The organism is Escherichia sp. TW09308 (genome assembly GCF_000208565.1).
Taxonomy (GTDB): Bacteria; Pseudomonadota; Gammaproteobacteria; order Enterobacterales; family Enterobacteriaceae; genus Escherichia; species Escherichia marmotae.
The window spans coordinates 2,715,680-2,738,640 of sequence record NZ_AEME01000001.1; the positions used below are offsets into that span (position 1 = coordinate 2,715,680).

General features: G+C 50.8%; 16 protein-coding genes. 10 read left to right on the top strand and 6 right to left on the bottom strand.

Going from position 1 to position 22,961, the window contains the following annotated elements; translation table 11 throughout:
• The first annotated feature begins 203 nt into the window (after positions 1-203).
• The 7 genes from ygfK to ghxQ all read left to right on the top strand — a co-directional run bounded on the left by ygfK (position 204) and on the right by ghxQ (position 12,623).
• The gene (gene ygfK, locus ESM_RS0112940) at positions 204-3,302 is read left to right on the top strand and encodes a putative selenate reductase subunit YgfK (protein WP_000502356.1); all 3,099 of its coding nucleotides are present in this window, start codon (positions 204-206) and stop codon (positions 3,300-3,302) included.
• A gap of 2 nt (positions 3,303-3,304) precedes the next feature.
• A complete protein-coding gene (gene ssnA / locus ESM_RS0112945) occupies positions 3,305-4,633 on the top strand; it encodes a putative aminohydrolase SsnA (protein ID WP_000906234.1) in 1,329 nt (442 codons plus the stop codon).
• 50 nt (positions 4,634-4,683) lie between these two features.
• The gene (gene ygfM / locus ESM_RS0112950) at positions 4,684-5,463 is read left to right on the top strand and encodes a molybdopterin-dependent oxidoreductase FAD-binding subunit (RefSeq protein WP_000572480.1); all 780 of its coding nucleotides are present in this window, start codon (positions 4,684-4,686) and stop codon (positions 5,461-5,463) included.
• Entirely contained in the window at positions 5,460-8,330 is a 2,871-nt protein-coding gene (locus tag ESM_RS0112955) for a molybdopterin-dependent oxidoreductase Mo/Fe-S-binding subunit (RefSeq protein WP_000583667.1), read from the top strand. Before ygfM ends, ESM_RS0112955 begins: the two co-directional genes overlap by 4 nt.
• Positions 8,331-8,495: 165 nt before the next feature.
• Positions 8,496-9,896, top strand: coding sequence for a xanthine/proton symporter XanQ (gene xanQ, locus ESM_RS0112960; RefSeq protein WP_001280175.1), 1,401 nt, complete (start codon positions 8,496-8,498; stop codon positions 9,894-9,896).
• A gap of 17 nt (positions 9,897-9,913) precedes the next feature.
• Positions 9,914-11,230, top strand: a complete 1,317-nt coding sequence (gene guaD, locus ESM_RS0112965) for a guanine deaminase (RefSeq protein ID WP_010378591.1) — start codon at positions 9,914-9,916, stop codon at positions 11,228-11,230.
• Between the two features lie 25 nt (positions 11,231-11,255).
• Positions 11,256-12,623, top strand: coding sequence for a guanine/hypoxanthine transporter GhxQ (ghxQ, locus tag ESM_RS0112970; protein ID WP_000012179.1), 1,368 nt, complete (start codon positions 11,256-11,258; stop codon positions 12,621-12,623).
• Between the two features lie 35 nt (positions 12,624-12,658).
• Here ghxQ and ESM_RS0112975 read toward each other — a convergent pair whose 3' ends face one another.
• Together ESM_RS0112975 and ygfT are read right to left on the bottom strand one after the other, a co-directional pair.
• Positions 12,659-13,147: a 4Fe-4S dicluster domain-containing protein gene (locus ESM_RS0112975; protein ID WP_000838436.1), complete on the bottom strand. Its 489-nt coding sequence runs from the start codon at positions 13,145-13,147 to the stop codon at positions 12,659-12,661.
• Positions 13,147-15,066: a formate-dependent uric acid utilization protein YgfT gene (ygfT, locus tag ESM_RS0112980; protein WP_010378594.1), complete on the bottom strand. Its 1,920-nt coding sequence runs from the start codon at positions 15,064-15,066 to the stop codon at positions 13,147-13,149. The genes ESM_RS0112975 and ygfT overlap by 1 nt, the downstream gene beginning before the upstream one ends.
• A 435-nt stretch (positions 15,067-15,501) precedes the next feature.
• Between ygfT and uacT the strand changes: the two genes are divergently transcribed.
• The 3 genes from uacT (at position 15,502) to idi (ending at position 17,747) form a co-directional block, all read left to right on the top strand.
• Complete coding sequence (gene uacT, locus ESM_RS0112985) at positions 15,502-16,950, top strand: urate/proton symporter UacT (RefSeq protein WP_001517024.1); 1,449 nt, start codon at positions 15,502-15,504, stop codon at positions 16,948-16,950.
• A gap of 1 nt (position 16,951) precedes the next feature.
• Positions 16,952-17,077: a protein YqfG gene (gene yqfG, locus ESM_RS01000000124845; RefSeq protein ID WP_010378596.1), complete on the top strand. Its 126-nt coding sequence runs from the start codon at positions 16,952-16,954 to the stop codon at positions 17,075-17,077.
• Positions 17,078-17,198: 121 nt separating this feature from the next.
• Positions 17,199-17,747 carry an isopentenyl-diphosphate Delta-isomerase gene (idi, locus tag ESM_RS0112995; RefSeq protein ID WP_001141886.1) on the top strand — a complete coding sequence of 183 codons (549 nt, stop codon included), beginning with the start codon at positions 17,199-17,201 and terminating at the stop codon, positions 17,745-17,747.
• Between the two features lie 43 nt (positions 17,748-17,790).
• Here idi and lysS read toward each other — a convergent pair whose 3' ends face one another.
• The 4 genes from lysS to dsbC form a co-directional block, all read right to left on the bottom strand.
• Entirely contained in the window at positions 17,791-19,308 is a 1,518-nt protein-coding gene (lysS, locus tag ESM_RS0113000; protein WP_000003094.1) for a lysine--tRNA ligase, read from the bottom strand.
• Positions 19,309-19,317: 9 nt separating this feature from the next.
• A protein-coding gene (gene prfB / locus ESM_RS0113005; protein WP_098729101.1) for a peptide chain release factor 2 occupies positions 19,318-20,416 on the bottom strand; the annotation gives its coding sequence in 2 pieces (ribosomal slippage) (positions 19,318-20,340 and positions 20,342-20,416; 1,098 coding nt in all).
• 90 nt (positions 20,417-20,506) lie between these two features.
• Complete coding sequence (gene recJ / locus ESM_RS0113015) at positions 20,507-22,240, bottom strand: single-stranded-DNA-specific exonuclease RecJ (protein WP_000813173.1); 1,734 nt, start codon at positions 22,238-22,240, stop codon at positions 20,507-20,509.
• 5 nt (positions 22,241-22,245) lie between these two features.
• The gene (gene dsbC, locus ESM_RS0113020) at positions 22,246-22,956 is read right to left on the bottom strand and encodes a bifunctional protein-disulfide isomerase/oxidoreductase DsbC (protein WP_000715232.1); all 711 of its coding nucleotides are present in this window, start codon (positions 22,954-22,956) and stop codon (positions 22,246-22,248) included.
• Positions 22,957-22,961 lie beyond the last annotated feature (5 nt).

Below are 22,961 nucleotides of genomic sequence, written 5' to 3' on the forward strand. Positions count from 1 at the left end.
AACGTTAAGGAGTGATTTTAATTCTCATTTGGCACCTGTGAGATCATTCACAAAAAACCATTAAGTTTCGAGGTGCTTCACATTTTTTTATATTTCCGGGCAAACCGGGCAAGAGTGGTGCGATTGTTGCTCTATCCCCTTAAACCACCGGATTTATCAATACCGGTCACTCAATGATATCTGTATAAGCTAAGGAGAGGGTTATGGGGGATATTATGCGTCCCATTCCGTTTGAGGAACTTTTGACGCGCATATTTGATGAGTACCAACAACAACGCTCAATCTTTGGTATTCCCGAACAACAGTTTTACTCACCCGTAAAAGGTAAATCTGTTAGCGTCTTCGGTGAAACCTGTGCTACCCCCGTCGGCCCAGCCGCCGGACCGCACACACAGCTCGCACAAAACATCGTCACCTCCTGGCTGACCGGCGGACGATTCATCGAACTAAAAACTGTACAAATTCTTGACCGTCTGGAGCTGGAAAAACCCTGTATCGATGCCGAAGACGAGTGTTTTAACACCGAATGGTCTACCGAATTCACTCTGCTTAAAGCGTGGGATGAATACCTTAAAGCCTGGTTTGCCTTGCATCTGCTTGAAGCCCTGTTCCAGCCTTCAGAATCAGGCAAGTCGTTCATCTTTAATATGAGCGTCGGTTACAACCTCGACGGTATTAAGCAGCCGCCAATGCAGCAGTTCATCGATAATATGATGGACGCATCTGACCATCCGAAATTCGCTCAATACCGCGATACGCTTAATAAACTGCTTCAGGATGACGCGTTTTTGGCTCGTCACGATTTGCAGGATAAACGCGAACATTTACAGGCATTACCGGCACGCATCCCCACCAGCATGGTACAAGGCGTTACTCTCTCCACCATGCACGGTTGCCCTCCGCATGAAATCGAAGCCATTTGCCGCTACATGCTGGAAGAAAAAGAGCTGAATACCTTTGTAAAACTCAACCCAACTTTATTAGGTTACGCTCGTGTTCGCGAGATTCTCGATGGCTGCGGCTTCGATTACATCGGCTTAAAAGAAGAATCATTTGATCATGACCTCAAGCTGGCGCAGGCACTGGAAATGCTGGAACGCCTGATGGCGCTGGCAAAAGAGAAATCACTCGGCTTTGGCGTCAAACTGACTAACACCCTCGGCACTATCAACAATAAAGGCGCACTGCCTGGTGAAGAGATGTATATGTCGGGTCGCGCGCTGTTCCCACTCTCTATCAATGTTGCAGCCGTTCTGTCTCGTGCCTTTGACGGCAAACTGCCAATTTCTTACTCCGGTGGTGCGAGCCAACTGACGATCCGCGATATTTTCGATACCGGTATTCGCCCGATCACTATGGCAACCGACCTGCTGAAACCTGGCGGCTATCTGCGTTTAAGCGCCTGTATGCGCGAACTGGAAGGGTCAGACGCCTGGGGGCTTAACCACGTTGACGTTGAACGACTGAGCAAGCTGGCAGCAGATGCATTAACCATGGAATACACTCAAAAACACTGGAAGCCAGAAGAGCGTATTGAAGTGGCAGAAGATCTACCGCTGACCGATTGCTACGTTGCTCCATGTGTCACTGCCTGTGCCATCAAACAAGATATTCCGGAATACATTCGACTGTTGGGCGAACATCGCTATGCCGATGCGCTGGAACTCATCTACCAACGTAATGCGCTGCCCGCCATTACCGGCCACATTTGCGATCATCAGTGCCAGTACAACTGTACCCGCCTCGATTACGACAGCGCACTGAATATCCGCGAACTGAAAAAAGTCGCCCTGGAAAAAGGCTGGGATGAGTATAAGCAACGCTGGCACAAACCTGCCGGTTCCGGTTCACGCCATCCGGTTGCCGTGATTGGCGCGGGTCCAGCAGGTCTGGCTGCCGGTTACTTCCTTGCCAGAGCGGGTCATCCGGTTACGTTATTTGAACGCGAAGCCAACGCAGGCGGCGTGGTGAAAAATATCATTCCTCAGTTCCGTATTCCGGCAGAGTTAATTCAGCACGATATCGATTTTGTTGCCGATCACGGTGTGAAATTTGAGTATGGCTGCTCACCGGAACTGACCGTCGAGCAGTTAAAGAATCAGGGCTACCACTACGTTCTGATTGCTACCGGCACCGATAAAAACAGCGGTGTGAAACTGGCAGGCGACAACCAGAATATCTGGAAATCACTCCCCTTCCTGCGCGAGTACAATAAAGGTACGGCGCTCAACCTTGGCAAACATGTAGTGGTTGTCGGTGCGGGCAACACCGCAATGGACTGCGCGCGAGCAGCGTTACGCGTTCCGGGCGTAGAAAAAGCAACTGTGGTTTACCGTCGTTCACTGCAAGAGATGCCCGCGTGGCGCGAAGAGTATGAAGAAGCGTTGCACGATGGCGTGGAGTTCCGTTTCCTGAACAATCCGCAACGTTTCGATGCTGATGGCACCTTAACATTGCGCGTCATGTCACTTGGCGAACCTGATGAGAAAGGTCGCCGCCGTCCGGTTGAAACCAACGAAACGGTAACGCTGCATGTAGACAGCCTGATTACTGCCATTGGCGAACAGCAGGATACCGAAGCCCTGAATGCGATGGGTGTGCCACTGGACAAAAACGGCTGGCCTGACGTCGACCATAACGGCGAAACCCGTCTGACTGACGTCTTTATGATCGGTGACGTACAACGCGGGCCGTCCTCGATCGTTGCCGCTGTCAGCACCGCTCGTCGGGCAGCCGATGCCATCCTTAGCCGGGAAAATATCCGTTCCCACCAGCGCGATAAATACTGGAACAACGTTAACCCGGCAGAAATCTACCAACGTAAAGGCGACATCTCTGTCACCCTGGTGAACAGCGATGATCGTGACGCATTTGTCGCTCAGGAATCCGCGCGCTGCCTTGAATGTAACTACGTTTGCAGCAAGTGTGTGGATGTCTGCCCGAACCGCGCCAACATCTCAATTGCGGTTCCTGGCTTCCAGAACCGTTTCCAGACGCTGCACCTTGATGCCTACTGCAACGAATGCGGTAACTGTGCTCAGTTCTGTCCATGGAACGGTAAACCGTACAAAGACAAAATCACCGTCTTCAGTCTGTCGCAAGACTTTGATAACAGCAGCAACCCTGGCTTCCTGGTGGAAGATGATCGGGTAAGCGTACGTCTGAATAACCAAAGCTGGGTGTTGAACATTAATAGCGAAGGCCAGTTCAACAACGTACCGCCAGAGCTGAACGATATGTGCCGCATTATCAGCCATATTCACCAGCATCATCATTATCTGCTGGGCCGCGTGGAGGTGTAATCATGTTGATTCTTAAGAATGTCACTGCAGTACAGCTACACCCGGCGAAAGTGCAGGAAGGCGTCGATATCGCCATCGAAAATGATGTCATTATCGCTATCGGCAACGCCCTGACACACCGCTACCCTGAAGCCAGCTACAAAGAGATGCATGGCCGGATTGTGATGCCAGGGATCGTATGCTCGCACAACCATTTTTACTCGGGGCTTTCCCGCGGAATTATGGCGAATATTGCCCCCTGCCCGGACTTCATCTCAACGCTAAAAAATCTCTGGTGGCGACTCGATCGCGCCCTTGATGAAGAGTCGCTCTATTACAGCGGGCTGATTTGTTCACTGGAAGCGATTAAGAGCGGATGTACATCGGTTATCGATCACCATGCCTCTCCGGCTTATATCGGCGGATCGCTCTCGACGTTGCGCAACGCATTTCTAAAAGTTGGTCTACGTGCGATGACCTGTTTTGAAACAACAGATCGTAATAACGGTATTAAAGAGTTGCAGGATGGGGTAGAGGAAAACATCCGTTTCGCCCGTCAGATTGACGACGCGAAGAAAGCGGCAAGCGAGCCGTATCTGGTAGAAGCGCATATCGGTGCTCACGCGCCGTTTACCGTGCCAGATGTTGGTCTGGAAATGCTGCGCGAAGCAGTGAAAGCCACAGGCCGTGGTTTACACATACACGCTGCGGAAGACCTTTACGACGTTTCTTACAGTCACCACAGGTACGGAAAAGATCTGCTGGCACGCCTGGCGCAATTCGATCTCATCGATAGCAAAACGCTGGTCGCTCATGGACTGTATCTGTCGAAAGAGGATATTGCCCTGCTTAACCAACGTGACGCGTTCCTGGTACATAACGCCCGTTCAAACATGAACAACCATGTTGGTTACAACCATCATCTTAGCGACATTCGCAATCTGGCACTGGGAACTGACGGCATCGGTTCAGACATGTTTGAAGAGATGAAATTCGCCTTCTTTAAACATCGTGACTCTGGTGGCCCACTGTGGCCAGACAGTTTTGCCAGAGCGCTGACTAACGGCAACGAACTGATGAGCCGCAACTTTGGTGCGAAATTTGGCCTTCTGGAAGCCGGTTATAAAGCAGATTTAACCATTTGCGATTACAACTCGCCAACGCCGCTGCTGGCAGACAATATTGCAGGCCACATCGCCTTCGGTATGGGTTCAGGCAGCGTTAACAGCGTGATGGTTAACGGCGTGATGGTCTACGAAGATCGTCAGTTTAACTTCGATTGCGATTCCATTTATGCGCAAGCCAGAAAAGCCGCTGCCAGTATGTGGCGTCGGATGGATGCGCTGGCATAAATGACCTATACCCTCTTCCTTCAGGGAAGAGGGTTAAATAAGGAAAGAAGATGATTGAACAATTTTTCAGGCCCGACTCTGTAGAACAGGCGCTGGAACTGAAGCGCCGCTACCAGGATGAAGCCGTCTGGTTTGCCGGGGGCAGCAAACTCAACGCCACGCCAACCCGTACCAATAAAAAAATTGCTATTTCCTTGCAGGATCTGGAACTGGACTGGATTGACTGGGATAACGGCGCACTGCGTATTGGCGCAATGTCGCGCTTACAACCACTGCGCGATGCGCGATTTATTCCAGTGGCACTGCGTGAAGCTCTCGGCTTTGTCTACTCTCGTCATGTACGAAATCAGTCGACTATCGGCGGCGAAATAGCGGCCCGGCAGGAAGAGTCCGTTCTTCTTCCGGTTCTGTTAGCACTGGATGCAGAACTGGTCTTTGGCAATGGCGAAACGTTGTCGATTGAGAGCTATCTGGCCGATCCGGGCGATCGCCTGCTAACCGAAATCATCATTAAAGATCCGTATCGCACCTGTGCGACCCGTAAAATTAGCCGTTCCCGGGCGGGGTTAACAGTGGTGACTGCAGCCGTTGCATTAACTGACCACGACGGACTGCGAATTGCGCTGGATGGCGTTGCCAGTAAAGCCCTGCGCCTGCACGATGTCGAAAAACAAAACCTGGAAGGCAATGCACTTGAACAGGCCGTCGCCAACGCCATTTTCCCCCAGGAAGATTTGCGGGGGAGCGTAGCGTATAAACGCTATATCACGGGAGTTCTGGTGGCCGACCTTTATGCCGACTGCCAACAGGCTGGGGAGGAAGCCGTATGATCATCCACTTTACTTTAAATGGCGCACCCCAGGGGCTAACCGTTAACCCTGGCGAAAACGTGCAAAAGCTGTTGTTTGGTATGGGTATGCACTCCGTGCGCAACAGTGATGATGGTTTCGGTTTCGCCGGTTCTGATGCGATTCTTTTTAACGGCAACATCGTTAATGCCTCCTTGCTGATTGCAGCACAGTTAGAAAAAGCAAACATTCGCACCGCAGAATCCTTAGGCAAATGGAACGAATTAAGCCTGGTTCAACAGGCAATGGTTGATGTTGGCGTGGTGCAGTCCGGTTATAACGATCCGGCAGCATCTTTGATTATTACCGATCTACTCGATCGCATTGCCGAGCCAACCCGCGAAGAGATCGACGACGCGCTTTCTGGTCTGTTCAGCCGCGATGCGGGTTGGCAGCAATACTATCAAGTCATTGAACTGGCTATTGCGCGTAAAAATAACCCGCGTGCCACGATTGACATCGCCCCCACTTTCCGTAACGACCTTGAAGTTATTGGCAAGCACTACCCCAAAACCGATGCTGCTAAAATGGTGCAGGCGAAACCCTGCTATGTTGAAGACCGCGTAACGGCTGACGCCTGCGTCATTAAAATGTTACGCAGCCCACATGCTCACGCACTGATTACTCATCTGGATGTCAGCAAAGCCGAAGCCTTACCGGGCGTCGTTCACGTTATCACTCATCTCAACTGCCCGGATATTTACTACACTCCTGGTGGTCAAAGCGCGCCAGAACCTTCACCGCTCGACCGTCGCATGTTCGGCAAAAAAATGCGTCACGTTGGCGATCGCGTTGCTGCGATCGTTGCCGAAAGTGAAGAAATTGCGCTCGAAGCACTGAAGCTCATTGACGTTGAATATGAAGTGCTTAAACCGGTAATGTCGATTGACGAAGCAATGGCGGAAGATGCCCCTGTCGTTCACGATGAACCGGTGGTGTACGTCGCTGGTGCGCCAGAGACGCTGGAAGAAGACAATAGCCACGCGGCCCAGCGCGGCGAGCATATGATCATTAACTTCCCTATCGGTTCTCGCCCACGTAAAAATATTGCCGCCAGCATTCATGGTCATATCGGTGATATGGACAAAGGCTTCGCTGATGCTGATGTGATCATTGAGCGAACCTATAATTCAACTCAGGCACAACAATGCCCGACTGAAACACATATCTGCTTTACCCGTATGGATGGCGATCGGCTGGTGATCCACGCCTCCACCCAAGTACCGTGGCACCTGCGCCGTCAGGTAGCGCGTCTCGTTGGTATGAAACAGCATAAAGTTCATGTCATTAAAGAACGCGTGGGCGGCGGTTTCGGCTCCAAACAGGACATCCTGCTGGAGGAAGTGTGCGCCTGGGCAACCTGTGTGACCGGGCGTCCGGTACTGTTCCACTACACCCGTGAAGAAGAGTTTATTGCTAACACCTCTCGTCACGTCGCGAAAGTCACTGTCAAACTGGGGGCAAAAAAAGATGGTCGCCTGACGGCAGTGAAAATGGATTTCCGCGCCAACACGGGCCCTTATGGCAACCACTCACTCACCGTACCGTGTAACGGACCGGCGCTGTCGTTGCCGCTGTACCCGTGCGATAACGTCGATTTTCAGGTCACCACCTACTACAGCAACATTTGTCCAAATGGTGCTTATCAGGGCTATGGCGCGCCAAAAGGTAACTTTGCTATCACCATGGCGTTAGCAGAACTTGCTGAACAATTACAGATTGATCAACTGGAAATTATCGAACGTAACCGGGTACATGAAGGGCAAGAGCTGAAGATCCTCGGTGCGATTGGTGAAGGTAAAGCGCCAACCTCCGTTCCTTCTGCTGCCAGTTGCGCATTGGAAGAGATCCTGCGTCAGGGTCGTGAAATGATCCAATGGTCTTCACCGAAATCACAGGAAGGTGACTGGCGCACAGGTCGTGGCGTCGCCATTATCATGCAGAAATCGGGGATCCCGGATATCGATCAGGCTAACTGCATGATCAAACTGGAATCTGATGGCACCTTTATTGTCCATTCTGGTGGTGCTGATATCGGAACCGGCCTGGATACCGTAGTGACAAAACTGGCAGCAGAAGTGCTGCACTGTCCACCTCAGGATGTGCATGTTATCTCCGGTGATACTGACCATGCATTGTTTGACAAAGGCGCTTATGCCTCGTCTGGTACTTGCTTCTCAGGCAACGCGGCGCGTATGGCGGCAGAAAATCTGCGCGAGAAAATTCTCTTTCATGGCGCACAAATGCTTGATGAACCACTGGAAGATGTCCAACTGGCAACGCCAGGTGTCGTTCGTGGTAAGAAAGGCGAAGTCAGTTTCGGGGATATTGCCCATAAAGGCGAAACCGGTACTGGTTTTGGTTCGCTGGTGGGAACAGCCTGCTACATCACGCCTGATTTCGCCTTTCCGTATGGCGCAAACTTTGCTGAAGTTGCCGTCAACACGCGTACCGGTGAAATCCGCCTGGACAAATTCTACGCATTGCTGGATTGCGGTACGCCAGTTAACCCAGAGTTAGCGTTGGGACAGATCTATGGAGCTACCCTGCGTGCTATCGGACACAGTATGAGCGAAGAAATCATTTATGACGCCGAAGGACACCCGTTAACACGTGATTTACGTAGCTACGGTGCTCCCAAAATTGGTGACATCCCGCGTGATTTCCGTGCCGTGTTGGTGCCGAGCGACGATAAAGTCGGTCCATTCGGAGCAAAATCGATCTCAGAAATTGGCGTAAATGGTGCAGCACCAGCAATTGCCACCGCAATTCACGATGCCTGCGGCATCTGGCTACGCGAATGGCATTTCACACCGGAGAAAATACTTACCGCGCTGAAAAAAATATAAGTAATTAATGGCCGCTTCGGCGGCCTGTTTCCCTTGTATTAAAGATAACTAATTAGTAACTGCGAAAATGAGATAAGCCGTTCTCAAGGCGTCCTGCGCCCCAAATTCGTGGGTATTTATTTTACTGATTCAGATGATCAAATTTACTTTAAAAGGAGTGAAGGGATGTCTGATATAAACCATGCAGGCTCCGACCTTATATTTGAACTGGAGGATCGCCCTCCCTTTCATCAGGCTATTGTTGGTGCCATTACCCATCTGTTGGCAATTTTTGTTCCGATGGTGACCCCCGCATTAATTGTTGGTGCGGCTTTACAGCTTTCTGCAGAAACGACCGCCTATCTGGTTTCTATGGCGATGATTGCCTCTGGCATTGGCACCTGGTTACAGGTAAACCGTTACGGTATTGTGGGTTCCGGTTTGCTCTCAATTCAATCCGTTAATTTTTCATTTGTTACGGTCATGATTGCGCTAGGCAGCAGCATGAAAAGTAACGGTTTTCACGAAGAATTAATCATGTCGTCGCTACTCGGCGTCTCCTTCGTTGGCGCATTTCTGGTTGTCGGTTCTTCTTTTATCCTGCCCTATTTACGTCGGGTTATCTCCCCCACCGTCAGCGGTATTGTGGTGCTGATGATCGGCTTAAGTCTGATTAAAGTCGGCATTATTGATTTTGGTGGTGGATTTGCAGCCAAAAGCAGCGGTACGTTCGGCAATTACGAACACCTCGGCGTTGGCTTATTGGTTCTGATTGTGGTGATCGGCTTTAACTGCTGCCGCAGTCCGTTGTTACGCATGGGCGGGATCGCCATTGGGCTATGTGTCGGCTATATCGCATCCTTATGCCTGGGAATGGTAGATTTCAGCAGTATGCGCAATCTGCCGTTAATCACCGTCCCGCATCCCTTCAAATACGGATTTAGTTTCAACTTTCATCAGTTCCTGGTGGTCGGCACGATTTATCTACTTAGCGTACTGGAAGCAGTAGGCGATATCACCGCCACGGCAATGGTTTCCCGCCGACCCATTCAGGGGGAAGAATATCAATCACGTCTGAAAGGCGGCGTGTTGGCTGATGGTCTGGTTTCTGTTATCGCCTCCGCAGTCGGCTCATTACCATTAACTACCTTTGCGCAAAATAACGGTGTTATTCAGATGACCGGCGTCGCCTCACGTTATGTCGGGCGAACCATCGCGGTAATGTTGGTTATCCTCGGGTTATTTCCGATGATCGGCGGCTTCTTCACTACCATTCCCTCAGCAGTTCTGGGTGGGGCAATGACGCTGATGTTTTCCATGATTGCCATCGCCGGTATCCGCATCATTATCACCAACGGATTAAAACGCCGTGAAACACTTATTGTCGCCACTTCTTTAGGTTTAGGACTTGGCGTCTCCTACGACCCCGAAATTTTTAAAATATTACCTGCCTCAATTTATGTATTAGTTGAAAACCCTATTTGTGCAGGCGGGTTAACTGCGATTTTATTAAATATTATCCTCCCTGGTGGCTACCGACAGGAAAGCGTTCTGCCGGGTATTACCTCAGCGGAAGAGATGGATTAACAATAAAGGAGTCAATGATGTCAGGAGAACACACGTTAAAAGCAGTACGAGGCAGTTTTATTGATGTCACCCGTACAGTCGATAACCCGGAAGAGATTGCCTCTGCGCTGCGTTTTATTGAGGACGGTTTATTACTCATTAAACAGGGGAAGGTGGAATGGTTTGGCGAATGGGAAGACGGCAAGCATCAAATTCCTGACACCATTCGCGTTCGCGACTATCGCGGCAAACTGATAGTACCGGGCTTTGTCGATACGCATATCCATTACCCGCAAAGTGAAATGGTCGGTGCCTATGGCGAACAATTGCTGGAATGGTTGAATAAACACACCTTCCCTACTGAACGTCGCTATGAGGATTTAGAGTACGCCCGTGAAATGTCGGCGTTCTTCATCAAGCAACTTTTACGTAACGGCACAACCACGGCACTGGTGTTTGGTACGGTTCATCCGCAATCCGTTGATGCACTGTTTGAAGCCGCCAGTCATATCAATATGCGCATGATTGCCGGTAAGGTGATGATGGATCGCAACGCGCCGGATTATCTGCTTGATACCGCCGAAAGCAGCTACCTGCAAAGCAAAGAGCTGATCAAACGCTGGCACAAAAATGGTCGTCTGTTGTACGCCATTACGCCACGCTTCGCCCCCACTTCATCGCCCGAACAGATGGCAATGGCGCAACGCCTGAAAAAAGAGTACCCCGATACGTGGGTACATACCCATCTCTGTGAAAACAAAGATGAAATTGCCTGGGTGAAATCACTTTATCCTGAACATGATGGTTATCTGGATGTTTACCACCAGTACGGTCTGACCGGTAAAAACTGCGTCTTTGCTCACTGCGTCCATCTGGAAGAAAAAGAGTGGGATCGCCTTAGCGAAACTCAATCCAGCATCGCTTTCTGTCCGACCTCCAACCTTTATCTCGGTAGCGGCTTATTCAATCTGCAAAAAGCATGGCAGAAGAAAGTCAAAGTGGGCATGGGAACCGATATCGGTGCCGGAACCACCTTCAACATGCTGCAAACACTGAACGAAGCCTACAAAGTGTTGCAATTACAGGGCTATCGTCTCTCAGCCTATGAAGCGTTTTACCTTGCCACGCTCGGCGGCGCGAAATCTCTGGGCCTTGACAACCTGATTGGCAATTTTTTACCAGGCAAAGAGGCTGATTTTGTGGTGATGGAACCCACTGCCACACCGCTACAGCAACTGCGCTATGACAACTCTGTATCTTTAGTCGATAAATTGTTCGTGATGATGACGCTGGGCGATGATCGTTCGATCTACCGCACCTACGTTGATGGTCGTCTGGTGTACGAACGTAACTAATAATAAACCTCGTGAGGACATCATTATGTCTGGAGACATCCTACAAACACCGGACGCATCAAAGCCACAGGGCGCCCTGGATAATTATTTTAAAATTACCGCTCGTGGCAGTACCGTTCGCCAGGAAGTTCTGGCAGGCCTGACCACATTCCTGGCGATGGTTTACTCCGTTATCGTAGTGCCGGGAATGCTGGGTAAAGCAGGTTTTCCTCCCGCAGCGGTCTTTGTTGCCACCTGTCTGGTCGCAGGCTTTGGCTCCCTGCTGATGGGGTTATGGGCTAACCTGCCAATGGCGATTGGTTGCGCCATTTCCTTAACGGCATTTACCGCATTCAGTCTGGTGCTCGGGCAACAAATTAGCGTTCCGGTAGCACTGGGTGCGGTCTTTCTGATGGGGTTGATATTCACCGCCATCTCCGTAACAGGTATTCGTACCTGGATCTTGCGTAATTTACCGATGGGTATTGCACACGGTACAGGTATCGGTATTGGTCTTTTCCTGCTACTGATTGCCGCTAACGGTGTTGGTATGGTTATCAAAAACCCGATTGAAGGCTTACCGGTTGCGCTCGGCGCGTTTACCTCCTTCCCGGTGCTGATGAGCTTGCTGGGATTAGCGGTGATTTTCGGTCTGGAAAAATGCCGCATACCAGGCGGGATCTTGTTGGTCATTATCGCCATCTCGATCATCGGCTTAATCTTTGATCCGGCGGTGAAATACCACGGTCTGGTGGCAATGCCGAGCCTGACTGGCGAAGATGGTAAGTCTCTGATTTTCAGTCTGGATATTATGGGCGCGCTCCAGCCAACCGTACTTCCGAGTGTACTGGCGCTGGTGATGACCGCCGTGTTTGACGCCACCGGCACCATCCGTGCCGTAGCCGGCCAGGCGAATCTGCTGGATAAAGACAACCAGATTATCAACGGGGGCAAAGCCCTGACCAGTGACTCGGTAAGTTCAATATTCTCCGGTTTGGTGGGTGCAGCACCTGCGGCAGTTTATATCGAATCAGCGGCCGGGACCGCAGCCGGGGGTAAAACCGGTTTAACCGCAACCGTGGTTGGCGTTCTGTTTCTGTTGATTCTGTTTTTATCTCCGCTGTCGTTTCTGATCCCCGGTTATGCCACCGCCCCCGCGCTGATGTACGTTGGGCTACTGATGTTGAGCAACGTCTCAAAGCTGGACTTCAATGACTTTATTGATGCAATGGCAGGGCTGGTTTGCGCGGTATTCATCGTCCTGACTTGTAATATCGTCACCGGTATTATGCTGGGGTTTGTGACGCTGGTCGTAGGTCGCGTCTTTGCTCGCGAATGGCACAAGCTGAATATCGGCACTGTTATCATTACCGCCGCGCTGGTCGCGTTTTACGCGGGTGGTTGGGCAATCTAAACGATTCTCCGCGCCTTTCAGCGCGGAGGTTTTTATCAAAGAGGATTCGCACCGCTGGCTGCAATACGCTGCTGGCGAACTCGCTTGAGTTCTCTCTCGGTCAGCAACTGCAAAGCCTGCGTCGGGCAAGATTCAACGCAGGCTGGCCCCTCTTCCCGCTGTTCACAGAGATCACATTTCACGATTTGTTGCCGGGTATGACCGAACAACGACTGAATAGTGATCATCCCAAATGGGCATGCACTAACACAACTCTGACAACCAATGCAGCGGGCAGAGTTTGCCTGCACCATCAGCTCCCCTATGCTCAACGCCTGCACGGGACAAGTGCCAACACAAGGAGCGTTTTCGCACTGGTGGCACATCACTGGCGTACTAATGCTGTCCAGCCGCTGTACCTTCAGCCGGGGTAAAAAGACATCGGTATTCAACTCCTGTTCAGACGGATGAGCGACTACACAGGCAACTTCACAGGTACGGCAGCCAATACAGTCAGCCGGATTAACGATAATTAACGATTTCATCACGATACCTTTGTATCAAACAGAGTTAACATATCGCGCGCCGCCTGCCTTCCTGCGGCCATTGCGGTAACAACCAGATCCGCGCCGTGAACGGCATCACCACCCGCAAAGACTTTTTTCAGATGCGTCTGAGTAGATAAGTATCCCGCGTCGCCGGTTTTAATCAGGCCCCATTTATCAAGTTTAATTCCGCTGCCCTGCAACCACGGCATCGCATGTGCCTGGAAACCAAAGGCCATAATCAGAACATCGGCGGGCAGCTCAAACTCCGACCCCGCCACCGGACGTGGACGACGGCGACCATCTGGCCCAGGCTCCCCCATTGCAGTACGAATCAGACCCACCGCAGTTAAACGCCCATCGTCATCACAGGCGATATATTGCGGCTGAACATTGAACTGAAACTCAACGCCTTCCTCGCGCGCGTTGACCACCTCTTTGCGAGAACCCGGCATACTGACTTCATCACGACGATAAGCACAGGTCACACTGGCGGCATTCAGACGGATGGAAGTACGCAAACAATCCATAGTCGTATCGCCCCCGCCCAATACCACGACTCGCTTACCTTCAACTTCCGTCAGCGGATACTCTCCAGACTCCGGCAATCCCATAAGCTGGCGGGTATGGGCGGTCAGGAACGGTAGCGCCTGAATGACACCGGGAGCGTCTTCATGCGGCAGATCTGCACGCATCATCCCGTAAGTCCCCACACCGAGGAAAACTGCGTCATATTCCACCGTTAACTCGTTGAAAGAGATATCGCGGCCAATTTCACAGTTGAGATGAAAGTCGATTCCCATTGCGGTGAATATCTCACGCCGCTGGCTTAATACCCTTTTATCGAGCTTGAACGGAGGAATGCCAAACGTTAGCATACCGCCAATTTCTGGATGACGATCAAAGACATCAACGTGAACGCCCGCGCGTGCCAGAATATCAGCACACCCCAGCCCCGCTGGCCCTGCGCCAATCACCGCCACTTTTTCCACGCGGGGAGCAACCAGGCTGACATCGGGACGCCAGCCCATCGCCAGCGCGGTATCGGTGATGTAGCGTTCCAGATTCCCGATCGATACAGCGCCAGAGTGATCTTTTAACGTACATGCGCCTTCACAAAGCCTGTCCTGTGGACATACCCTGCCGCAAATTTCTGGTAAGGAGCTGGTCTGGTGACAGAGTTCTGCCGCTTCAATAATCTTCCCTTCCTGTACCAGATGAACATAGTCGGGAATCGCATTATGCAGTGGGCAAAACCAGTTACAGTTGGCTTTCCCGGCACAATAAACACATCGCTCGCTTTCATAAGCCGCTTGTTGATGATCCAGCCCGCAATAAATTTCGCCAAAATGTTTTTTCCGCTCATTCGCTGGAATTTTATCTGCGCCTTTGCGTGGGTTAACAGGGAGCAACGCCGCGTGGCGGGATGGAGGAGTTCCCTCTGACGCTTTTCCTTCTGCCGTTTTGCGCTGGCGGGTCATTTTTATCTGCTGTAACCCTTTATCATCCATCAGCCGTAACGCCTGTGTTGGACAACTCTCAATACAAGCTTGCGTGCCGGAACTGCGCTGGTTACAAAGGTCACATTTCTGCGCAATAGTATCGGCCATCTCAATGACCCCAAAGGGGCAAGCGATTGCGCATCTTTTACAACCAATACATTTTTGTTCGTCCAGTTGTACGCTATCGGGCTGAAAAGTCAGAGCGTTTACCGGACAAGCCGTAACGCAGGGAGCATTGTTGCAATGATGGCAGGCCACCGGATTAGCCGCCAGCCCTTTCCCAACAACGTGGATACGGGGTCGAAAGTCACGATGACTCAGCGGCCAGAGTTCTTGATTGTGTGCCACCGCACAGGCAATTTCACAGGCATGGCAGCCTATACATTCCGCAGCATCAGCAGCGATAAACTTATTCATTTGCATCCCTTTCATTTGATGAGTTATGTCTTCTCAAATGTCGCGATGCAATAAACGGGCATATATTATAGAACATGCCCGATTTAATAATCATTTTGCTACTGAGATCAAATTATTGCCCCCCAATATATGCTGCTTTCATTCATTAAACATCATTACAAAAAACAGAAGTATCCGACTCAAAAACATTAAATGCGAGAGTCCGACATGCCAGAATGATTAAAGAAATATCAATATGAGAAAATTAGAGATAATTTCACTGCCCATTTATTTTCTCACTTTTTCGGTTTAACCGCGATTATGTGATTGCCTCCGCATTTCCATTCTATAACTCCCTCTCATCGCTAAAACTGGCATCCCACGAGCATGTCATTAGACAGTTTTATTAACGTAAACGGTTGCTTTTTACTCTGGCGAGCGAAAGGAGAATGACTGATGAGCGCCATAGATTCCCAATTACCCTCATCTTCAGGGCAAGACTGCCCCACTGATGAGGTTGACCGTATATTATCACCAGGAAAGTTGATCATACTCGGTCTGCAACACGTCCTTGTTATGTACGCAGGCGCGGTCGCTGTACCACTGATGATTGGTGACAGACTCGGCCTCTCCAAAGAAGCAATAGCAATGCTTATTAGCTCGGATCTCTTTTGCTGCGGGATCGTCACGTTATTGCAATGTATCGGTGTCGGCCGCTTTATGGGGATCCGCCTGCCGGTGATTATGTCGGTGACCTTTGCGGCTGTAACGCCAATGATTGCCATTGGGATGAACCCCGATATCGGCCTGCTGGGGATTTTTGGCGCGACTATCGCAGCAGGGTTTATCACAACATTATTAGCACCACTTATTGGTCGCTTAATGCCTTTGTTCCCACCGCTGGTTACCGGTGTAGTTATTACCTCTATCGGGCTGAGTATTATTCAGGTTGGTATTGACTGGGCTGCTGGTGGTAAAGGCAATCCGCAATATGGCAATCCCGTTTATTTAGGCATCTCTTTCGCAGTCTTAATTTTTATCTTGCTCATTACTCGCTATGCGAAAGGATTTATGTCCAACGTCGCCGTATTACTGGGGATTGTATTTGGCTTCTTCCTTTCATGGATGATGAACGAAGTAAATCTGTCCGGATTATATGATGCATCGTGGTTTGCCATTGTCACGCCAATGTCGTTTGGTATGCCAGTTTTCGATCCTGTTTCCATTCTGACCATGACCGCCGTGTTAATCATCGTGTTTATTGAGTCGATGGGGATGTTCCTGGCTTTGGGGGAAATTGTTGGTCGAAAACTTTCTTCACAAGACATTATTCGCGGGCTGCGCGTAGATGGTGTCGGAACAATGATTGGCGGTACATTTAACAGCTTCCCGCATACCTCATTTTCGCAGAACGTCGGTCTGGTCAGCGTAACACGCGTTCACAGTCGCTGGGTGTGTATCTCTTCCGGGATCATTCTTATTCTGTTCGGTATGGTGCCCAAAATGGCAGTGCTGGTAGCTTCCATTCCGCAATTTGTACTTGGTGGCGCAGGGCTTGTCATGTTCGGCATGGTGCTGGCGACAGGGATCCGTATTCTGTCGCGTTGTAACTACACCACCAACCGTTACAACCTCTATATTGTGGCAATCAGCCTTGGCGTGGGCATGACCCCAACGCTTTCTCACGATTTCTTTTCTAAGTTACCAGCCGTACTACAACCATTGCTGCATAGCGGCATTATGTTGGCAACCCTTAGCGCTGTTGTGCTGAACGTTTTCTTTAATGGCTATCAGCATCATGCCGATTTGGTGAAAGAATCTGTCTCTGATAAAGATTTAAAAGTCAGGACAGTACGTATGTGGCTTCTGATGCGCAAGCTGAAGAAAAATGAGCATGGTGAATAATATGAATCTTGTAATGCGCGCTATATTCAGCCTGTTATTGCTCTTTATGATCTCCATTCCTGTCATTTCTGACTGTGTTGCAATGGCTATTGAAAGTCGCTTCAAATATATGATGCTGCTTTTTTAGCTGACATTCCTCTGTCGGCATCCGCTCAAAACGGGCGGTTGCCGATAACACTCACTTGGTTAATCATTTAACATTTTAGTTATCTATAATGACGAATGATTAGAATTACATGTGAGAAATTATGCCAACGGAACACGTCATTTTACTGAATACACAGGGAGTCCCTTCGGGAACACTGGAAAAATATGCTGCACACACGGCTGATACCCCCTTACATCTCGCGTTCTCCTGTTGGCTATTTAACGCCAAAGGACAATTGCTGGTTACTCGCCGTGCACTAAACAAAAAAGCGTGGCCAGGTGTGTGGACCAACTCGGTATGCGGACATCCGCAACTGGGTGAAAGCAATGAAGAGGCGGTGATCCGCCGTTGCCGCTATGAACTGGGCGTAGAAATAACACCACCCGAACCGGTTTATCCAGACTTCCACTATCGCGCCACTGACCCGAATGGCATTGTCGAAAATGAAGTATGCCCGGTATTTGCCGCACGAATTACCAGTACGTTACAGCTCAACGATGATGAAGTGATCGATTATCAATGGTGTGATTTAGCGGAAGTATTACGCAGTATTGATGCCACACCGTGGGCGTTCAGTCCGTGGATGGTCATGCAGGCGACAAACTGCGAAGCCAGAAAAATGTTGTCAGCCTTCGCGCAACAAAAATAAAAAACCCCGACAAATGCCGGGGCTGTGTGCTTACGCGTAAGGCTTATTTTACCGGACGCATCGCCGGGAACAGAATCACGTCACGGATAGTGTGGCTGTTGGTGAACAGCATAACCATACGGTCGATACCAATACCCAAGCCTGCTGTCGGCGGCAGACCATGTTCCAGTGCAGTAACGTAATCTTCATCGTAGAACATTGCTTCATCGTCGCCTGCATCTTTTGCTGCAACCTGATCGAGGAAACGCTGTGCCTGATCTTCAGCATCATTCAGTTCGCTAAAGCCGTTACCGATTTCACGACCACCAATGAAGAACTCAAAGCGATCGGTGATTTCCGGGTTGACGTCGTTACGGCGCGCCAACGGAGAAACTTCTGCCGGATATTCAGTAATGAAGGTCGGTTGAATCAGATTCGCTTCTGCCACTTCGTCGAAGATCTCAGTGACGATACGACCCAGACCCCAGCTCTTCTCCACGTGAATGCCGAGAGATTCAGCAATCGCCTTCGCAGAGTCGAAGTTATCCAGATCCGCCATATCAGTTTCCGGACGATATTTCTTAATCGCTTCACGCATGGTCAGTTTTTCGAACGGCTTACCGAAGTCCAGCTTCACATCACCGTAAGTCACTTCAGTCTTACCGAGAATATCCTGCGCCAGAGTGCGGAACAGCGATTCGGTCAGTTCAATCAGATCTTTGTAATCCGCGTAAGCCATATAGAGTTCCATCATGGTGAACTCTGGGTTATGACGCACGGAAATACCTTCGTTACGGAAGTTACGGTTGATTTCGAACACACGTTCAAAGCCACCAACCACCAGACGCTTGAGGTACAGTTCCGGCGCAATACGCAGGTACATGTCGAGATCCAACGCATTGTGATGGGTAATAAACGGACGCGCCGCCGCACCGCCAGGGATCACCTGCATCATCGGGGTTTCAACTTCCATAAAGCCGCGGTTCACCATGAACTGACGGATGCCAGCGAGGATCTGCGAGCGAACTTTAAAGGTGTTGCGGGATTCATCGTTAGAGATGAGGTCCAGATAACGCTGACGATAACGCGCTTCCTGATCCTGCAAACCGTGGAATTTGTCCGGCAGTGGACGCAGTGCTTTGGTCAGCAGACGCAGCTCGGTGCAGTGGATCGACAGTTCGCCGGTCTTGGTTTTAAACAGCTTACCTTTTGCGCCGATAATATCGCCAAGATCCCATTTCTTAAATTGATCGTTATAAACGCCTTCCGGCAGATCATCACGAGCGACATATAACTGAATGCGGCCACCGACGTCCTGCAGGGTAACGAAGGAGGCTTTACCCATGATTCGACGAGTCATCATGCGACCAGCAACAGCCACTTCGATGTTCAACTCCTCCAGCTCTTCGTTCTCTTTGCCGTCGAAGTCTGTATGCAGTTGGTCAGAAGTATGGTCGCGACGAAAATCGTTCGGAAAAGCAACCCCCTGCTCACGCAGGTTCGCCAGCTTTTCGCGACGGGTTTTCAGTTCATTGTTAAGATCGGTTACCGCGTCAGTGCCTTGTACGTGTTGTTCAGACATGTTGGTTCCTTATAACCCAGCTTTCAAACTTGCTTCGATAAATTGATCCAGGCTGCCATCCAGCACTGCCTGCGTATTGCGGGTTTCCACCCCGGTGCGCAGATCTTTAATGCGGGAGTCATCAAGGACATAAGAACGAATCTGGCTGCCCCAGCCGATGTCAGATTTATTGTCTTCCATCGCCTGTTTCTCAGCGTTCTTCTTCTGCATCTCCAGCTCATAAAGCTTCGCTTTCATCTGCTTCATGGCCTGGTCTTTGTTCTTGTGCTGGGAACGGTCGTTCTGGCACTGAGTCACAATCCCTGTCGGGATGTGGGTAATACGCACCGCAGATTCGGTACGGTTAACGTGCTGACCGCCCGCACCGGATGCGCGATAAACATCAATGCGCAGATCCGCTGGGTTGATTTCGATATCAATATCGTCATCTACTTCTGGATAAACAAATGCGGAACTAAAGGACGTGTGGCGACGGCCACCGGAGTCAAACGGGCTCTTACGCACCAGACGGTGAACGCCGGTTTCTGTGCGCAGCCAACCGTAAGCGTAATCACCAGAGATCTTGATAGTCACGGATTTAATACCCGCCACTTCACCTTCCGACTCTTCGATAATTTCAGTTTTAAAACCACGTGATTCTGCCCAGCGCAGATACATACGCTCAAGCATGCTCGCCCAATCCTGCGCTTCTGTACCGCCGGAGCCCGCCTGGATATCGAGGTAGCAATCGGCGCTGTCATATTCGCCGGAGAACATGCGGCGGAACTCAAGCTGCGCCAGTTTTTCTTCCAGGGCGTCGAGTTCAGCAACGGCTTCGTTAAAGGTTTCTTCGTCGTCGGCTTCTACTGCCAGTTCCAGCAGACCGGAAACATCTTCCAGCCCTTGTTTCATTTGGTCGAGAGTATCGACAACAGCCTCGAGGGAGGAACGCTCTTTACCCAGCGCCTGCGCACGCTCAGGCTCGTTCCAGACATCCGGCTGTTCCAGCTCGGCGTTTACTTCTTCCAGACGCTCTTTCTTGGCGTCGTAGTCAAAGATACCCCCTAAGAACGTCGGAGCGTTCCGTGAGGTCCTGAATGCGATTCTTTACCGGATTAATTTCAAACATGGTCTGATTTCTTTTATTGAGCTAGTCAAAATGCGGTGATAAGAGCGGGATTGTACCCAATCCACACTCTTTTTTATAGAGAAGATGACGCTAAATTGGCCAGATATTGTCGATGATAATCTGTAGATTGCGGTTGCCGCGAAACTCGTTGATATCCAGTTTGTAAGCCAGTTGCACTTCGCGCACGCCGTTATCTGGCCAAAGAGCCGTATCAACGTTAAACGCAATACCATCCAGTAGCGGGCCGCCGCCGACCGGTTCAACCATAACCTTCAGATGGCGCTCCCCCACCAGGCGCTGTTGCAGCAGGCGGAAATGGCCGTCAAACAGCGGTTCCGGGAACATCTGCCCCCACGGACCGGCATCACGCAGCAGTTGCGCGACTTCCATTGTCATCTCCGCTGCACTTAACGGGCCGTCTGACACAACTTCGCCTTGCAATAAAGAAGGATCAAGCCACTCGGTAACCAGCTCGCCAAAGCGTTGCTGAAAGAGTTCAAATTTATCCTCTTCCAGCGACAATCCTGCCGCCATCGCATGACCGCCAAACTTGAGCATCATGCCAGGGTAGAGCGTGTCTAACCGTTCCAGCGCATCGCGCATATGCAGTCCCTGAATGGAGCGACCGGAACCTTTCAGCGTACCATCACCTGCAGGCGCAAAGGCGATAACCGGACGATGAAAACGCTCTTTGATGCGCGAAGCCAGAATACCAACGACGCCCTGATGCCATTCAGGGTGATACATTGCCAGCCCGCCGGGCAGTGTATCGCGACTACGCTCCAGTTGCTCACACAGGGTCAATGCTTCGACCTGCATTCCCTGTTCGATCTCTTTACGTGTCTGGTTTAACGCATCAAGCTCATTGGCCAGAACGCGCGCTTCACCGATGTTGTCGCAAAGCAGCAACGCCACGCCAACGGACATATCATCCAGTCGCCCGGCAGCATTGAGACGCGGCCCCAGCGCAAAACCTAAATCGCTGGCAGCGAGTTTTTGCGGATCGCGATTTGCCACTTCCAGCAGAGCTTTAATCCCCGGTCGGCACTTCCCGGCACGAATACGGCTCATCCCTTGCCAGGTCAGGATGCGGTTATTGGCGTCCAGTGGCACAACATCCGCCACAGTCCCCAGAGCGACCAGATCCAGCAATTCCGCCAAATTGGGGATTGCGATGCCACGCTCATCAAACCATCCCTGATCACGCAAAAAGGTGCGTAACGCCAGCATCAGATAAAAGGCCACACCAACGCCTGCCAGTGATTTTGACGGGAACTCGCAGTCACGCAAATTGGGATTAATAATGGCTTCCGCCGCGGGTAACGTTTCGCCGGGTAAATGGTGATCGGTAACAATAACCGGAATGCCCAGCGAGCGAGCGTGTTCAACACCTGCGTGGGAAGAAATACCGTTATCAACCGTTACAATCAACTGCGCACCACGCGCATAAGCTTGATCGACCACTTCCGGACTTAAACCATAACCGTCTTCAAAACGGTTTGGCACCAGATAGTCGATGTTGTCACAGCCGAGAGAACGCATCGCCAGCACGCTAAGGGCTGTGCTGGTGGCTCCGTCGGCGTCGAAATCCCCGACCACAATAATCCGCGTTCCTTCACGAAAAGCGTTGTAAAGGATCTCAACAGCCTTTTCGACACCGCTCAGTTGCTGCCAGGGCAACATACCTTTAACACTGCGCTCCAGTTCCTGCGCGCTGCGCACGCCCCGACTGGCGTATAAACGGCGCAGCAAGGGGGGCAGGTCAGCGGGCAAGTCTGCCGTTTCGTCGACTTCACGACGACGAAGTTGTATCTGTTGTTTCACGCGAATTATTTACCGCTGGTCATTTTTTGATGTTCGTCGAGGAATGCTTTCATCTCTTTCGGCGGCTGGTAGCCCGGCACCAGAGTACCGTTATTCAGCACAACCGCCGGAGTACCACTAACACCAAGCTGTACGCCAAGTGCGTAATGGTCGGCAATATCGATATCGCAACTTGCCGGAGTAACAGCTTTGCCTGCCATTACGTCATCAAAGGCTTTGTTTTTATCTTTTGCACACCAAATGGCTTTCATTTGTTGCTCCGCCTGGCTTTCCAGCCCCTGACGCGGGAACGCGAGATAACGCACGGTGATCCCCAGCGCGTTGTAGTCAGCCATCTGCTCATGCAGTTTGTGGCAGTAACCGCAGGTAATGTCGGTAAACACGGTGATGACGTGCTTTTCTTGCGGCGCTTTGTAGATAATCATCTCTTTTTCCAGCGCGTTCAGTTGCTTTAACAGCATCTGGTTGGTGACGTTGACCGGTGCCACGCCGCTAACATCATACATTGGCCCCTGAATGATGTGTTTACCGTCATCGGTGATATACAGCACGCCGCTGTTAGTTAGCACTGTTTTCATACCAGCAACGGGCGCGGGCTGAATATCGCTGCTTTTGATGCCCATTTTAGCTAACGTTTGTTGTATTGCCGCGTCATCCGCCTGAACAAAGCCAGAAAACGTCGCCAACAAAGTAAACAACATAAAACCTTTCTTCATAAATC